The sequence below is a fragment of the Streptomyces sp. NPDC048664 genome (genome assembly GCF_040650555.1).
Lineage (GTDB): Bacteria > Actinomycetota > Actinomycetes > Streptomycetales > Streptomycetaceae > Streptomyces.
Map to the genome: position 1 here is coordinate 78348 of NZ_JBEZHK010000031.1, position 15665 is coordinate 94012.

Consider the following 15665-nt stretch of genomic DNA (forward strand, 5'->3'; position numbering starts at 1 on the left):
CGCGATGTCCACAGGGCGACGGTTTCTCCCTATGATCCGACTGGCACTGGTCCGACTGACACGCCATCACGGGCTCGGTGCCGCACCGCCCCTCGGCCTCAGCCCCCTCAACGCCGGTTCGGCGGGCGGTCGAAGCAGCAGTCGCCGCACAGCCCGCCGCCGGGCAGCCGGTAGTAGAGGCAGCAGCTGCGCCTGCGGCCGGTGCCGGCGTCGAGCGTGCCGGACAGGCCGGGGCCGGTGAACAGGCCGGCGGCCAGCGTCCGGGCGCGCCGTGCGGTCTCCGGCCGGCCCTCCGCCCGCGCCCACCGCTCGATCATGCGTACGGCACCCGCCAGAGCGGAACCCGCGTTGCCCCACAGCAGCCGTTCCGGGACACGGTGGCGGGCGGCGACCGCGCTCACGAGCGGCACGAGATGCGCCACGCGCAGGACCGCGTCGAGCGGCTCGGCGTCCGTCCCGGCGGGCGAGGGCCGCACCTCGCTCAGCCACAGGTCGTCCGGCGCGGCGGCGTCCGGGTCCCAGTGCAGCAGTTCCGGTCCGAGATCGGGCGGCCGTCCATACAGGACGGCGCAGCCGAGGGCGATCGAGCTGAGCCGTGCCGCGAGTCCCTGGTGGGCGATGGACGCGGCGACCCTGACCTCCCGCGCGTCAAGACGTGCGGCGACCTTGCGGACGCGGAACGTCAGCGGATCCCGGTGGGCCTCGGGCGCGTCGGCGGAGCGCGGGTGCGCGTAGGCCCGGGCGAGCGTCGGCAGGGGGCCGCGCTCGGGTACGCCGGTGCGTAGTACGAAGAAGCCGCCGAGGGCGCTCAGCGCGGCGAGTTCGGGATCGGGAGTCACGAACGTCAGTAGTACCAAGGCCCGCGTCGGCGGCCCGGCACGGGGGGAGGCACGGGGACCGCCCTCCCCTGTCACCCCCCTGGAGGAGGACGGGCGGGTCCTCGTACTCCTCCAGGAGTACGAGCGATCAAGTGCTCAGGGACGACGACGGAAGTGACGCGCCAGGGCATCGTGTTCATCATGGAACCAGACCGTTCGTCGCGCCGGGATCCGAGCCGCGGCCCGGGCCTCGGCCCCACGCGGAGGAGACGCTCATGAGCGCCCTCGCGCTGTCCGTGCTTCTCTCGCTCGTCTCCGCCCTCGCGTACGCGGGCGGGGCGATCGTGCAGGAGCAGGTGGCCGTGTCCTGCGCGGGTCGGTCGGGCGCCACGCTGCGCCGCCCCGCCTGGTGGGCGGCCGTCCTGCTGAACGGCCTGGGCGGGCTGTTGCACGTCGTGGCCCTCGCCTGCGGTCCGCTGAGCCTGGTGCAGCCGCTGGGCGCGCTGACCATCGTGTTCGCGCTGCCGATGGCGGCGCTGTTCGTGGGCCGCCGAGCGGGCGCGACGGCATGGCGGGGCGCCGTGATGGCGACCGTGGGACTGGCCGGTCTGCTGTCCCTGGTCGACGCGTCCGACACACGGACGCTGGGCACCTCCCCGCGCGTCCTGCTGACCGTGGTCACCGCGGGCGCCGTGGTGGCTCTGATGGCGGCGGCCCGCGCGACGCAGCGGCATCCCGCGGTGCGCAGTGTGCTGCTGGCCGTCGCGTCGGGAGTCGCGTTCGGCATGTCGTCGGTGTTCACGAAGACGGTCGCGATGGACTGGGCGAGCGGCGTCCCGCTGTCCGACCTGCCCAGCCTCGCGGTGATAGCGGTGCTCGCGACGGCGGGCATCCTGCTGTCGCAGGCCGCCTACCGGGGCGCGGGTCTGGCGGCGCCCCTGGCCACGCTGACGGTGGTCAACCCCGTGGTCGCCGCGGCGGTCGGACTCACCATGTTCGGGGAGGTCTTCCACCACGGCACGACGGGCACGGTGCTCGCCCTCGGCTGCGGCGTGCTCGCCACGGGCGGTCTGATCCTGCTCACCACCGAAAGGATCGGCGGTGAGCGGCGGACCACGGCGACGCCCGCCGAGAGCCCGGGGGCGGCCGCCGAGCCGCTTCCGGAACCGCTGCCCGAGCTGCGGGTCTCCCTGCCCGCGGTGCCCGGGCCGTTCGTACCGCGCTCGGCGCCTCACCGGCACCGCGGACGCCCGAGGTCGAAGGTCGAGACCTGACGGCCCGGGCGGGCCGGTTGTTCAGATCCTGACGCCGCCGGCCCGGAGATAGGCGACCGGATCGATGTCGCTGCCGAAGTCCGGCCCGGTCCGCACCTCGAAGTGCAGGTGCGGGCCGGTGGTGTTGCCCGTGGAGCCGGAGCGCCCCACCCGCTGCCCGCCCGCCACGCTCTGCCCGTCCTTCACGGAGATCGCCGACAGATGCGCGTACTGCGTGTACCGGCCGTCGGCGTGCCGGACGATCACCTGGTAGCCGAAGGATCCGCCCCAACCGGTACTGACGACCTGCCCCGCCGCCACCGCCCTGACCGAGGTGCCGGTGGGCACGGGGAAGTCGACGCCCGTGTGGTAGCCCTTCGACCACTCCGTTCCCGCGGCGTGGTACGGCGTGCCCGTCGAGGCGTTCACCGGGGCGACCAGGGATTGCGAGGCGGACGACCGCCCGGCGGCGGGCTTCGCGGGGTGCGGGGCGGCCGACTTGTGGGGCCGCGAGCTCTCCGGTGCCGGGTGGGTCGGGGCTCGGTGGACGGGGGCCTTCCCCTCGAGCTCCAACCGCTGCCCGGGCAGGATCAGGTCGGGGTCGACGCCCACGGTGGAGCGGTTGGCCGCGTACAGCCCGCGCCAGCCGCCCTGGACGCGGTGGGTGTCGGCGATGCCGGAGAGGGTGTCGCCGCGCACCACGGTGTACATCTCGGCGCGGCCCGCGAGCGACTGGGGCGTGGTCCCCGGGGTCACCTCGCGGACGGAGCGCCCGGCGGACCGCGTCCGCACCCCGTGCGCGGCGGACGCGGCGGCAGCGGGCGGCGCGGCGGATCCGGCGGACGTGGTGGACGTGGTGGACCGGGTGAGGCCGGCGCGTACGGAACAGACCGGCCAGGCGCCCGGACCCTGCCCTTCAAGCACCTTCTCCGCCACGGCGATCTGCTGGCCTCTGCTCGCCAGGTCCGCACGCGGCGCGTACGCGGTCCCGCCGTACGCCGCCCAGGTGGACCGGGTGAACTGCAGCCCGCCGTAGTAGCCGTTGCCCGTGTTGACGCTCCAGTCACCGCTCGACTCGCAGGCGGCGACCTTGTTCCAGGTGCCCGCGTCGGCCGCGTGCGCGAGGCCGGCGCCGATGAGCGGGATCGCGATGCCGGCGCCACCCGCCGTCACGGTCAGCGAGGCGCGGTTGATCCTTGTCGGCTGGTACCGGCGGTGCCGGCCGCGTGCGGCCATGGGGACCCCCTAGGCATGCGTCAGGAGGGCCAAAAGTAAGCGCCCCGAACAGGCCATGACAAGACAGGTATCGGTCGCGAGAGCACCGCAACGGCCGGATGTGCGAGGGGCGTGACGGCACGCAAGGATGGTCGACGGGCAATACTGACGTGCACGACCGACCTCTAGGAGTCACCGTCATGAGCACTACCGCCCAGATCGGCGTCACGGGTCTCGCGGTCATGGGCCGCAACCTCGCCCGCAACTTCGCACGCAACGGCTACACGGTCGCCCTGCACAACCGGACCGAGGCCAGGACCGAGGACCTGGTGAAGGAGTTCGGGCACGAGGGCGACTTCGTCCCGACCAGGACCGCCGAGGAGTTCGTGGCGGCGCTGGAGCGGCCGCGGCGTCTGATGATCATGGTCAAGGCGGGCGACCCCACCGACGCGGTGATCGAGGAGTTCGCGCCGCTGCTCGAACCCGGTGACATGATCATCGACGGGGGCAACGCGCACTTCGCCGACACCCGCCGCAGGGAGAGGGAACTGCGCGAACGGGGCATCCACTTCGTGGGCACCGGTGTCTCCGGCGGCGAGGAGGGGGCCCTGCACGGGCCGAGCATCATGCCGGGCGGCTCGAAGGAGTCGTACGCCTCCCTCGGCCCGATGCTGGAGAAGATCTCCGCGAAGGCCAAGGACGGGGCGCCGTGCGTCACGCATGTCGGACCCGACGGCGCCGGGCACTTCGTGAAGATGGTGCACAACGGCATCGAGTACGCGGACATGCAGCTGATCGGTGAGGCGTACCAGCTGCTGCGCGACGTCGCGGGCTACTCCCCCGCGCAGATCGCGGAGATCTTCCGCACCTGGAACACCGGCCGTCTGGACTCGTACCTGATCGAGATCACCGCCGAGGTTCTCGCCCATGTGGACGCCGCGACCGGTGAGCCGTTCGTGGACGTGGTCCAGGACCAGGCCGAGCAGAAGGGCACCGGCCGGTGGACGGTGCAGATCGCGCTCGACCTCGGGGTGCCGGTGTCCGGTATCGCCGAGGCGGTCTTCGCCCGGTCGCTGTCCGGACACAAGGCGCTGCGGGACGCCTCACGGGACCTGGCGGGGCCGCAGGCGTCGCCGCTGGGCGAGGCGGAGGCCGCGGCGTTCGCCGACCGGGTCGAACAGGCGCTGTACGCCTCGAAGATCGTGTCGTACACCCAGGGCTTCCATGAGATCGCCGTGGGCAGTGACGAGTACGACTGGGACATCGACCTCGGCACCACGGCCTCCATCTGGCGTGGCGGCTGCATCATCCGCGCCGCGTTCCTCGACCGGATCCGCGCCGCGTACGACGCCCGGCCCGACCTGCCGAGCCTGCTGTCCGACGCGACGTTCGCCCAGGAGATCGCGGCGGCGCAGGACGACTGGCGCGAGGTGCTCGTCGCCGCGACCCGCCAGGGCGTGCCCACGCCCGGGTTCTCGGCGGCCCTGGCCTACTACGACGCACTGCGCGCCGAGCGCCTTCCCGCGGCGCTCACCCAGGGGCAGCGGGACTTCTTCGGCGCGCACACCTACCGGCGCACGGACCGCGAGGGCTCGTTCCACACGCTGTGGGGCGGGGACCGCTCGGAGGTGGAGGCGTAGGGCCGAGGGCCCGGCACCCCAGGACACCCCCCGCACCGACCGGCTCCGGCTCCGGCTGGCGGTCCGGTCGTGGGGGTCGGCCGCGCCTGGCCGAGCCCCGGGGGGGGCCGATCAGCTCAGGGGCGGGCCCGGCTCGGGGGGCGGGGCAGGGTCCGGGCCCGGTGGTTCGGGGACCGGTGAGGGCGGCGGCTGCGGGACGGGGCGCGGCTCGGGGTCCGGGCCGGGCTCCGGAGCGGGCCGGGGGCGGTCGGGGCCCGGGCCGGGAACCGGGGACGGCGGCGTGGGGCCCGGGCTCGGGCCTGGCGGCGGAGGGGGCACGGGGTCGGGTCCCGGCGGCGCGGGTCCCGGCGGCGGCGGCACGGGTTGGGGTTCCGCGGGCACGGGGTGCGGCCCCGGCGCGGGGCCCGGCCCGGGAGCCGGCTCCGGTCCGGGTCCCGGTCCCGGAGGCGGTCCCGGCTGTGCGGGATCGGGGAACGGCTGCGTCATCGTGTCCTCCAGCCCTTCGGCGCGTCGGCCTGGGCTCCCCGGGTACCCGGCGAGCCCCCGCGGACACCCGCCCTTCGGGGGAACCGGCCCGCCGGACCCGGCGCGTGCGCCCGGCGCTCACGGCAGGGAACGGCCCGCGTTCCCGGGCGCGGCCGCGGCCGCCGCCCGTGCCGCCGCCTCCGCGGCCGCCGCGAACCCCGACTCGGGGCTCGCCAGCACCGGCAGGGCCGTCGTCACCAGATGCCGGGCCACCGTCATGGACGCCTGGGCGAGGACGATCACGTCGGCGTCGACGACCCCGTCCACCCCCGCGGCCACCGCCTGCGCGTAGCCCTCGGTGTCACCCGCCTCGAACCGCTCCCAGGCGCCGTCCACCACCCGGGCGACGACCTCGACGGCGCGTCCCGCCGCCTCCTGCCGGATCAGCGCGACGGTCGGCTCCAGGGTGCTCTCCACCGCGGCGACGACGACGATCCGCGGCCCGGCCGCGACCGCGGCGGCGGCCATCGGCCGGTCCACCCGCAGCACGGGCACCCCCACCTGCGCCGCCGCGCGTTCGGCGACGACTCCCAGCGTGGAGCAGGTGCACAGGACGGCGTCGGCGCCCGCCCCGACGGCTTCACCGATCAGGGCACGGACGGCGTCCGCGACGTCCTCGGGGCCCCGCTCGCGCGCCCGGAGCAGCAGGTCCTCGGCCACGAAATGCTGCAGTCCGAGTCCTGGGCGGGACGCGTCGCGCAGAGCCTCGAAGACGGGGACGTGGACGGGTGAGGTGTGCAGCAGGGCGAGGGTGCCCTCGGTGGGCGCACCGCTCAAAGGACCGCCTCAGCCGTTCGGGCCGGGACGGCCTGGGGGCTGCGCCGCTGGTCCGTCCCCGGAACCGGGGCGGACGCGTCGGCACCGAGTTCCACGACCCGGTTGTCCGCGTCCACGTGCACGATCCGGGGGATCAGGACGCGCGCCTCGGCGTCGGTCACCTGGGCGTAGCTGATGAGGATCACGAGGTCGCCGGGGTGGATCAGGTGGGCCGCGGCCCCGTTGATCCCGACGACTCCCGAGCCCCGCTCGCCCTCGATGACGTACGTCTCCAACCGGGCGCCGTTGGTGATGTCGACGATGTGGACGAGTTCACCCGGCAGCAGGTCGGCGGCGTCGAGGAGATCGGCGTCGACGGTCACGGATCCGACGTAGTGCAGGTCGGCCTGGGTGACGGTGGCACGGTGGATCTTGGACTTGAGCAGAGTACGCAGCACTTTGGACTCCTGAATGACGGCTCCCTGCCCGCTTTTTGCAGGTCAAGGGCACTCTTCAGCCTACACTGGCACACCTCGGGCGCGAAGGTCGACTGCCGAGGACCACTCGGCTCAGGCCTCTTGGCTCAAGACTCTCGGCTCAGGTCGCGAGCAGCGCGCTGCCGAGCCAGTCCCTGCCGTCGCGCACGCCGGGCAGGGCGAAGAAGTAGCCGCCGCCGGTCGGGGAGATGTAGTCGACCAGCGGCTCGTCGATCAGTCGGGTCTGTACGGCCTCGAACTGGCGCTTGACGTCCTGCTGGTAGCAGCAGAAGACCAGGCCCATGTCGAGGTTGCCGACGTTGTCCACGCCCTGGTCGTAGTTGTGGCCGCGCCGCAGGATGCGGGAGGTGTCGGTGTGCGGGGTGCGCGGGTTGGCGAGGCGGATGTGCGCGTCCATGGGTATCGCGTTGCCCTGCGGGTCCTTGGCGTAGTGCGGGATGTCGGTCTCCACGGCGCCGTCGAGCGGGGCGCCGGTGTCCTTGCGGCGGCCGAACATCTTCTCCTGCTCGGTGAGCGAGACCCGGTCCCAGAACTCGACCAGCATCCGGATGACCCTGATCACCTGGTAGCTGCCGCCCTCGGTCCAGGCGGGCTCGCCCTGCCCGCCGCCGACCCAGATCAACTGATCCGTCTCACGTGCGGAGTTGACGTCGGGGTTGGCGATGCCGTCCTTGAAGCCGAGCAGGTTGCGCTGGGCTCCGGTGGGGCGGGGAGCGTTCTGGAATCCGTCCACGCGCCACTTGATCTGCATGCCGCCCCGGGTGTGGCGTGCGATGTCGCGCAACGCGTGGAGCACGGTGTCCTGGCTCTGGGCGCAGATCTGCAGGGACAGGTCGCCGTGGCACTCGGCCGGGTTCAGGTTGTCGTTGGGGAAGGTCCGCATCGGGGTGAGCCGAGCGGGCCTGGCCTTGGCGAGGCCGTAGCGGTCGTCGAAGAGGGAGGCGCCGACACCGACGGTGACGGTGAGGCCGTCCGCGGGGACGTCGGGGCCCAGAATGCCGTTGTCGGAGGGCGGCGCGCCGACGCCGAGATCGGCGGGGGCGCCGCCGGAGGTCAGGAAGCGGGCCCGCTCGGTGACGGTCCTCAGCAGGTCGGCGAGGCCCCTGCGGTCGTCGGCGATGACGTTCAGCGAGACGAAGGCGGCCGCGGCCGGAGCCGGGGTGGTGATGCCGGCCTGGTGGGCGCCGTGGAAGGGGGTCTTCACGGTGCTGTCGGTTCCGACCGCCTCGGCCTGCGCGGTGGTGCCGCTCGCGCCGAGGGCGAATCCGCCGCCCGCCAGGACCGCCCCCGCGGCACCGGCGCCCACCATGGTCCGCACGGGGGAGAGGCGGGCGGGGCCGACCGGGCAGGTCGGCGGTTCGGCAGTGGACATCGACGGGTTCCCTTCGGGGTGCGGGTGCGCGGTGGCCATCAGGCGGACCTCCGGATCTCGAGGAGGTCCGGAATCGGAGCGAGGTCTTCCAGCAGCCGGCCGGCGGCACCGTCCAGGCGCTGCTTGTACGGCGGCGAGCCGCTCGACGGGGGTCCAGCCGGCGGCGCGGCGGGCGCCGTTCAGGAGCCTTCGCAGGCGGGCGATGTCCGCGTCGAGCGTCGGGAGCAGTCGGGGCCGCACGGCTGATGAGCAGCGGCCTGAGGACGGTGAGAAGGTGGCGGGTGCCGGTGAGGTCGGCGTCGGCGGTGGCGAGGTTGGTGCCGCTGCCCTCGTCGGTGTCGCCGGTCAGCTCGAACCGGAGGGTGTTCTCCAGGATCTCGTGCGTGCGCAGTGGCAGGTCGGCGGGGTCGAAGTCCTGGTGAGGGAACGCCCTGCGCAGTCCTTCGGCGTCGGCGGACAGCCGCGCGGCCGAGGCGGTGAGGGAGGCCGCCGTCTCGCCGTGCCACAGGCCGAGTTCGACGCGGTGGAATCCGGTGAAGCCCTTGTCGCGGACGCCGTCGGGCAGGCCGTCGATCTTCCGGTCGAAGTCCTCGAAGATGCCGTACGCCGCGCCGAGGGAGGCGTAGGTTCGGTGGGCCGTGAGCCAGCCGGCGCGGGCCTTGGCGAGGTGGTCGGCCCTGACGTCGGCGGCCATGAGGCGGGTCTGGGCGACGAGGGTGGCGAGGCCTGTTCGGACGTACGCCTTGTACTGGTCGAGGGGACCGGCGAGGTCCTTCGCCGAGACCGGCACGACCGCCCTGGCCGCGCCGGTGCCGCTGACGCGTACGGCCTTGGAGGTGACCGCCGTGCCGCCGGTGGGAACGCACCGCCATGCGTAGGTGCCGCCCGCGACGGTGGCGACCAGAGGACGGGTGGTACCGGGGGCCAGGCCTTCGATCTCGCCGTGGACCGCGTTGGTCGCCGGGTCGACGAGGTACACCTCGGAGGTCGTGTTCCCGGTGTTGCGCATCTGGAAGGTGCGCCGACCGGGCCGGGGCGCGGTGAACCCCTTGCCGCACTCCGTCGGGGAGACGGCGACGGTCTGGGCGTCCGCCGGTCCGGGGCGGCCCAGGGCGACCGTCAGGGCCGCGACGACCGCCGGAACGACGACGACGGCGACGGGAACGACCCAGGCCGGGCGGCGCCGAGGAGAGGGGGCGTCACCCTGCCCGGAAGCAGCCGTCCCGGCGGCGGGCTTCGGTGCCGTGGGGCGCGGGCCGCGGACGAACAGCGTCATCACCACGGTGAGGTAGCCGACATAGCCGACGACCTGCAACCAGGTCATGACCGGCGTCAGGTTGAGGACGCCCTGGACCAGGGTGCCGTACCACGAGCCGGGGTCGACGCTTGCGCTCAGGTCGACCGCGTGGGCCGCGCGTCCGGGGAGAACGCCGCCTTCCTGGAGATCGCGCAGGCCGTAGCCGAGTACTCCGGCGGCGATGACGACGAGGACGGCGCCGGTGGCGGTGAAGAACCTCGTCAGATCGATCCTCAGGACGCGACGGTGCAGGCCCCGGCACAGACCGGCCGCGAGGACCAGACCGATCGCGGCACCCGTCAGGGGTCCGGCGGACTCCCCGGCCGCCCGGGCGGTCGTCCACAGGAACAGGGCGGTCTCCAGGCCCTCGCGGCCGACGGCCAGGAACGAGGTGACGATCAGCGCGCCCGCGCCCATGGCGAGCGCGCCGGTGACCTTTTCCCTGATCCGGCCCGAGAGGTCCCGGGCCGAGCGGCGCATCCAGAACACCATGGCGGTGACGAACGCGACGGAGATCAGGCTGAGGGTGCCGCCGAAGCTCTCCTGCGCGGTCGCGGACAGAACGCGGCGGTGAAGGTCAGTACGGCGCCGAAGCTCATGCCGAGCGCGACCGCCGCGAGGACCTCGGTCCACACGTGCGGCAGTCGGGACCGGGCCTTGGCCCGTACGAGCGTCGCGACGAGGAGGGAGACGACGAGTCCCGCTTCCAGCCCTTCCCGCAGCCCGATCAGGAAGCTCGGAAACGCGTCATCCCACATGTGGCCCTCCCCGCACGGTTTCCGCCCGACTCGACGGCGTCGAACTTAGGTACACCTAACCCAAACGGACTTGCGACTACAAGCCTGTAGTCGTTCAGTTGTCCGACCGTGATGCCACACCTCGCGGTGCCGCCACCCGCAAGGAGGTCGCTCGACCGGACGACGCGTCCGATCGCGCGGCCCGGTTCGAGGGAAGGGTGTGCTCGGAACGCGCGGGGCGCCCGGCCTTGCGGACGTGCGTCCTGACGGCAGGACCGAGGGGAGCGATGGCCATGGAGAGACAGTCGGTCACCACCGGCGTCGGCGGGACGGGCGCGCCCCGTGTCCCGGGATCGGTGATGAAGAAGCTGCCCGAGGTCACGCTGGCGTTCTGGGTCATGAAGATCGCCGCGACGACCCTGGGCGAGACGGCGGGCGATCTCTTCGCGCAGACCCTGAGGCTCGGTTACTTCCTGACCACGGTCGCGCTGTTCCTCATCTTCGTGGTGACGCTGGTGGTCCAACTGCGGTCGAGCCACTACAACCCGTTCTTCTACTGGACCGTGATCCTGTCGACCTCCATGGCCGGCACCACGATGTCCGACTTCATGAACCGCGACGCCAGCGCGAAGTACCTGTCGAGCGGCGCGACGAAACTGGGCTGGGGTCCTCAGGGTCTCGGGCTGGGGTACCCGGCGGGCGCGGCGATCCTGATCTCGATCCTCCTGGTGATCTTCCTCGCCTGGAAGCTGAGCGGCATGACGTTCCAGATCCGCGACATCGTCACCCTCAGGGGAGAGGCGCTGTTCTGGTCCGCGATCCTCGTGTCCAACACGTTGGGCACGTCCATGGGCGACTTCCTGTCCGACAGTTCCGGCCTCGGCTACGCGGGGGGCGCGCTGCTCGTGACCGGGGCGCTCGCCGTGCTCGTGGTGCTGATGAAGGTGCCCGCGGTCCCCAACGTGGTGCTGTTCTGGATCGCCTTCGTCCTCACGCGCCCTCTCGGCGCCACCGCGGGTGACTTCCTGACGAAGCCGGCCGCCAAGGGGGGCCTGGACCTGGGCACGGTCGGCTCGTCGGCCGTGTTGGCGACCGTGCTGGTCGTGTTGATGGCCTACGCCCAGGCGCGGGAGCGCCGAACAGCTCCCGCGCCGGCCGTGGAGGGGCACGGCCTGGCCGACTGAGGCGCGGACCCCGCCCCGCTAGCCGCGTGCGGCGACCGGTCCCGGCGCGGGGGTGGGCTCCTGGGCGCGCGGGACGTCCGCCTTGGTCACCGCCAGGTAGGCGACCATCAGGACGATGAGCGCGAGCAGGACCAGGGCGACCGGCCCGTCCCCGAGGCCGGCGCCCCCGGCGGAGCGGGGCTTCGCCAGGCCGTCGGCGATCGACGCGCCGAGCGGGCGGGTGACCACGTACGCGGCCCAGAAGCAGAACACGGGGTTCCAGCCCAGCCGGCGGTACCCCACCGCCGGTACGAGGATCAGCGCCGCGAACACGGCCGCGGAGGTGAAGTAGCCCAGGTGCAGGGTGAAGGCGGTGAAGTCACCCAGCGCCGTGCCCATGGCGAAGGTGGCGACCACGGTCGCCCAGTAGAACGCCTCACGGCGCGGCGAGTCGATCGCGTGGATCGACAGGGTGCCTTCGGTGCGCCGCCACAGCCAGAACACGGCCAGCAGCAGCCCCGCGTACAGCGCGCTGGAGACGCTGTAGGGCACGCCGAGGGCGACGTGCATCACGTCGGCCGCCATGGTTCCGAAGATGCCGACCATGGCGACGGCGAACCAGTACGTCCACGCCCGGTAGCGGGCCTGGCGGAACTGGACGGCGAGCGCGACGAGAAAGGCGACGAATCCGAGGACCACGGCGATCTGGGGCGCCATGGCCTGGACGAGGTAGTCCGAGGCCCCCTCCCCCAGGGCCGTGGACAATCCCTTGGTCACCCAGAAGGCGGCGATGATCCCGGGAACGCGAACCGCGCCGTGGAGGGCGCCTGTGGTGGTGCTGCCCGAACGGGCGCGACGAGCTGTCGAAGTCACCCGGACACCCTACGGATCGGAGATCACATTTGTCTACACGTGTGTAGTCGGTCTAGCGTGGCGCGCACGAAGGGTACCCGGACTACCTAGGATCGAGATGTGGCATTCATCCTGGTGTGCGAAGACGATGCGGCGGTCCGCGACGTCCTCAGGCGCGCACTCGAACACGACGGCCACACGATCGCGGTCGTTTCCACGGCGGACGGTCTGCTGCGGCGCCTCGATCCCGTCCCCCATCTGATCGTCCTGGACCTGGGGCTCCCGGACGCCGACGGACGCGATGTCTGCGTGGCGCTGCGGGCACGTGGCGTCGACGCTCCGGTGCTGATGCTCACCGCCCTGGACGGCATGCAGCACAAGGTGGGCGGCTTCGAGGCCGGAGCCGACGACTACCTGACGAAACCGTTCGACGTCCCGGAGCTGCTGGTGCGGGTCCGCGCCCTGCTCCGCAGGTCGACCGCGACGACACCCGCGCACGGCATCGTTCTCGATCCGGCGAAACACGTCGTGATCCACGGTGCGAGGAGCGAGCGCCTGACGCCGACCGAGTACCGGCTGCTGGGCAGGCTCATCGCCTCGCAAGGTGACGCCGTCCGCCGCCACGCCCTCATCGCCGCCGGTTGGCCCCACGGCGCGCAGGTCAGCGACAACACCCTCGACTCCTTCGTCCGCCGGCTCCGCACCAAACTCGGTGCGCTGGGCGTGGCGGATCGCCTGGCGACGGTCCGCGGGGTGGGCTACCGATGGGAGTGACGGGCTTCCGCGGGAGGGTCGTCGCGCTGGCGATCCTGATCGCGACAGCGGTGGTCGCCGTGCTGGTGGTGGTCTCGCACGTGCTGCTGAGCCGGGTGACCGACGCCGACGCGCACGCTCTGGCGCAGGCGCGCGCGGAGGCCGTGGCGGCGAACGTGGCCGTGCGCGGTGGCCACGTCGTGCTGATCGAGAGCGGCAACGAGGCGCTGGACACCGTCGCGTGGGTGTACGCCGACGGGCACCTCATCGACGGGATCGTGCCGGGCGGCCTCGTGGACCGCGTGGAGGCACTCGCCGGCGCCGGGCGGTCCGGCACGGCCACGGTCGGCGGAGACCTTCTGTATGCCGAGCCGATCCGGCTCGACGGCCACCGGGTCGCGGCGGTCGTGAGGGTGGATCTGACACCGTACGAGACGTCCGAGCAGCGCAGCCTGGTGATGTCGCTCCTGTTGGGTGGCCTCTCGATCCTGCTCGCGGGCGTCGTCGCACATCTCGTGGTGGGCCGTGCGTTGCGGGTGGTCCACGACATGGCCGCTCTCGCCGACGACTGGGGTGAGCACGAACCCGGTCGCCGATTCGACCTCGGCGTCCCTCGCGACGAGTTCGGGGAGCTCGGGCGGACCCTCGACCGGCTGCTCGACCGCGTGGACAGCGCGCTCGCGGACGAGCGCCGGCTCACCGACGAGATCGCCCACGAGCTGCGGACGCCGTTGACGGCCCTGCGGGGTGAGGCACAGCTGGCGCAGCTGTCCGCCCACCGTCTGGCACCGGAGACCGTCCTGACCGAGGTCGACCGGCTGAACACGGCGATCACGACCATTCTGAGCGCCGCCCGGACACGGAGCGAGGGCGGTACCCGTTGCGATCTCAGGGCGGCGGCGCTCCAGGCGATCGCCGGTCGCGCCGTCGAACTCGCCGTCCCGGTCGACGTCGATGTCGCCGTGGCGGCCGAGGTCGTCGTGGGGGTGTTGTCGCCCCTGCTGGAGAACGGCCTGCGGCACGCGAGGTCGCGTGTCTCGGTCACGGCGCGCGTCCAGCCCCAGGGCGTCGTGATCGATGTCCTCGACGACGGCCCGGGGTTCGATCCGGCGGACGTCGACCGGGTCTTCGACGCGGGCGTGACCAGCGGCGACGGGCACGGGCTGGGGCTGGCCGTGGTGAGGCGTCTCGCCACGGCCGCGGGCGTGGGGGTCCGTGCGATCGCGGAGGGCCGCGGCCACGTCGAGGTGACCTTCCCCACGTCTTAGGCGATCGCGCGGTCAGGTTGTGTGCAGGTTGGCCGCGCCACCCTCGGCCCCATGACGACGACAAGCGAAGTCCGCGCGCGCCGCGGCGGGCGGCTGATGCTGAACAAGGTTCCCGAGGTCACCATCTGGTTCTGGGTGATCAAGATCCTGTGCACGACGGTCGGGGAGAGTTTCGCCGACTGGATCGACATGAAGCTGGGCGTCGGCCTGGTGAACACGGCCTGGATCTTCACCGCGGTGTTCGCGGTGGTCCTGGGCGTCCAGTTGCGGCTGAAGCGGTACGTCCCGTTCCCCTACTGGCTGACCGTGGTCGTGGTCAGCGTCACGGGCACGCTGTACACCGACATCCTGACCGACCAGCTCGGCGTACCGCTGTGGATCAGCTCCGCGGTGTTCTCGGTCCTGCTCGTCGTGGTCTTCGGCGTGTGGTGGCTGCGCGAGCGCACCCTCTCGATCCACGCGGTCACGACGCTGCCGCGTGAGTCGTTCTACTGGCTCACCGTGCTCGTCACCTTCGCGCTCGGCACCGCGACCGGCGACTGGACCCTCGAACTCACCGGCTGGAGCCCGGGAGTCTCGGTCCTGCTGCCGCTCGGCCTCATCGCGTCGACAGCGCTGCTGCGGAGGTTCGGCGCCAACCCGGTGCTGTCCTTCTGGCTCGCCTACGTCCTGACCCGCCCGCTCGGTGCCAACATCGGTGACTGGCTCGCCTCCCCGAAGGTCGCTCAGAGCCCGGGCGACCCGACCGGTCTCGCGTTGGGCACCTTCACCACCAGCCTGATCTTCCTCGGCCTGATCCTGGCGACCGTCCTCTACCTGACCGCGACACGCTCCGACGTGACCGAGACCCACGAGGCCACGCACACCCCGCGGACCACCGCCGACCCGCGCAGGGAGCGCATGGCGCTGGCGGGCTTCGTCCTCCTGGCCGCCGCCACCGGGGGCCTGCTGTTCTGGGCGCACAGCCGGCCGCACGTCGGCCCGGCGCCGGAGACCGACGCCACCTCCACCGTGCACCTCGCCCCCGGCCAGGCCGTGAAGAAGTTCCCGCCCGCGAAGGTCGACGCGCTGCGGACACTCGCGTCGACCTCGCTCAGGGACGCGCGGTCGGGCGACGCGGCCGGGGCCCACGCGTCCGCCCAGTCGCTGCGCGACCTCTGGGATGCCGACCAGGCCTCGCTGCAGCCGCTGGACGACACCGGCTGGACGTTCCTCGACGCCCAGATGGACCAGGTCCTGAAGACCTTCGGCATCGACCACCCGAACCCGCCGATGTCGCCGGCCCGGCAGGAGGCCGAACTCGGCACCCTCCTCACGGACCTGCGCTGACGCACGTGCCGCGCCGGGAGCCCCTGGTACCCCGGTACCACCCGGCCGTCATGGTTCACCCCGCGGTACCACCGGATCCGGCGGAACCCGGACTTAAAGGTCCTAACAGAAGTGGTGTGATGGCGTGACTGTCAGCTGGGCTACTCGTTAGGCCATCCGTGGGGAAGAGGGAGTCCCGTCCGTGGATCGT

General features: G+C 72.6%; 13 protein-coding genes and 1 pseudogene. 6 read left to right on the top strand and 8 right to left on the bottom strand.

Going from position 1 to position 15665, the window contains the following annotated elements:
- Positions 1-107 precede the first annotated feature (107 nt).
- Positions 108-839 carry a (2Fe-2S)-binding protein gene (locus tag AB0C59_RS28170; RefSeq protein ID WP_363009429.1) on the bottom strand — a complete coding sequence of 244 codons (732 nt, stop codon included), beginning with the start codon at positions 837-839 and terminating at the stop codon, positions 108-110.
- A gap of 254 nt (positions 840-1093) precedes the next feature.
- On the opposite strand from AB0C59_RS28170, the gene AB0C59_RS28175 reads away from it, so the two are divergent.
- Positions 1094-2092, top strand: a complete 999-nt coding sequence (locus tag AB0C59_RS28175) for a DMT family transporter (RefSeq protein ID WP_363009431.1) — start codon at positions 1094-1096, stop codon at positions 2090-2092.
- A 21-nt stretch (positions 2093-2113) separates the two neighbouring features.
- Here AB0C59_RS28175 and AB0C59_RS28180 read toward each other — a convergent pair whose 3' ends face one another.
- Positions 2114-3307, bottom strand: coding sequence for a transglycosylase family protein (locus AB0C59_RS28180; RefSeq protein ID WP_363009433.1), 1194 nt, complete (start codon positions 3305-3307; stop codon positions 2114-2116).
- Positions 3308-3486: 179 nt separating this feature from the next.
- Here AB0C59_RS28180 and gndA point away from each other — a divergent pair, with 179 nt between their 5' ends.
- On the top strand, positions 3487-4926 hold the full coding sequence (gene gndA, locus AB0C59_RS28185) for an NADP-dependent phosphogluconate dehydrogenase (RefSeq protein WP_363009435.1): 1440 nt from the start codon (positions 3487-3489) through the stop codon (positions 4924-4926).
- Between the two features lie 603 nt (positions 4927-5529).
- Here gndA and AB0C59_RS28190 read toward each other — a convergent pair.
- The 5 genes and pseudogenes from AB0C59_RS28190 to AB0C59_RS28210 all read right to left on the bottom strand — a co-directional run bounded on the left by AB0C59_RS28190 (position 5530) and on the right by AB0C59_RS28210 (position 10131).
- A complete protein-coding gene (locus tag AB0C59_RS28190) occupies positions 5530-6228 on the bottom strand; it encodes an aspartate/glutamate racemase family protein (RefSeq protein ID WP_363009437.1) in 699 nt (232 codons plus the stop codon).
- The gene (panD, locus tag AB0C59_RS28195; RefSeq protein ID WP_363009439.1) at positions 6225-6665 is read right to left on the bottom strand and encodes an aspartate 1-decarboxylase; all 441 of its coding nucleotides are present in this window, start codon (positions 6663-6665) and stop codon (positions 6225-6227) included. Before panD ends, AB0C59_RS28190 begins: the two co-directional genes overlap by 4 nt.
- 139 nt (positions 6666-6804) lie before the next feature.
- Positions 6805-8076, bottom strand: coding sequence for an iron uptake transporter deferrochelatase/peroxidase subunit (efeB, locus tag AB0C59_RS28200; RefSeq protein ID WP_363009441.1), 1272 nt, complete (start codon positions 8074-8076; stop codon positions 6805-6807).
- A gap of 481 nt (positions 8077-8557) precedes the next feature.
- Positions 8558-10006 (bottom strand): annotated as a pseudogene (locus AB0C59_RS28205) (FTR1 family protein); the annotation flags it as partial.
- On the bottom strand, positions 9889-10131 hold the full coding sequence (locus AB0C59_RS28210) for an FTR1 family protein (RefSeq protein WP_363009443.1): 243 nt from the start codon (positions 10129-10131) through the stop codon (positions 9889-9891). The gene AB0C59_RS28210 and the pseudogene AB0C59_RS28205, both read right to left, overlap by 118 nt.
- A gap of 272 nt (positions 10132-10403) precedes the next feature.
- Between AB0C59_RS28210 and AB0C59_RS28215 the strand changes: the two genes are divergently transcribed.
- Positions 10404-11294, top strand: coding sequence for a hypothetical protein (locus AB0C59_RS28215; RefSeq protein ID WP_363009445.1), 891 nt, complete (start codon positions 10404-10406; stop codon positions 11292-11294).
- Between the two features lie 18 nt (positions 11295-11312).
- Here the strand turns inward: AB0C59_RS28215 and AB0C59_RS28220 are convergent, their stop codons facing one another.
- Complete coding sequence (locus tag AB0C59_RS28220) at positions 11313-12146, bottom strand: hypothetical protein (RefSeq protein ID WP_363009447.1); 834 nt, start codon at positions 12144-12146, stop codon at positions 11313-11315.
- Between the two features lie 99 nt (positions 12147-12245).
- Here AB0C59_RS28220 and AB0C59_RS28225 point away from each other — a divergent pair, with 99 nt between their 5' ends.
- From AB0C59_RS28225 to AB0C59_RS28235, 3 genes are read left to right on the top strand one after another with little or no spacing between them, the layout of a single operon-like run.
- Positions 12246-12899 carry a response regulator transcription factor gene (locus tag AB0C59_RS28225; RefSeq protein ID WP_363009449.1) on the top strand — a complete coding sequence of 218 codons (654 nt, stop codon included), beginning with the start codon at positions 12246-12248 and terminating at the stop codon, positions 12897-12899.
- Positions 12890-14146, top strand: a complete 1257-nt coding sequence (locus tag AB0C59_RS28230; protein WP_363009451.1) for a HAMP domain-containing sensor histidine kinase — start codon at positions 12890-12892, stop codon at positions 14144-14146. The genes AB0C59_RS28225 and AB0C59_RS28230 overlap by 10 nt, the downstream gene beginning before the upstream one ends.
- Before the next feature lie 51 nt (positions 14147-14197).
- Positions 14198-15475: a hypothetical protein gene (locus AB0C59_RS28235; RefSeq protein WP_363009453.1), complete on the top strand. Its 1278-nt coding sequence runs from the start codon at positions 14198-14200 to the stop codon at positions 15473-15475.
- Positions 15476-15665 lie beyond the last annotated feature (190 nt).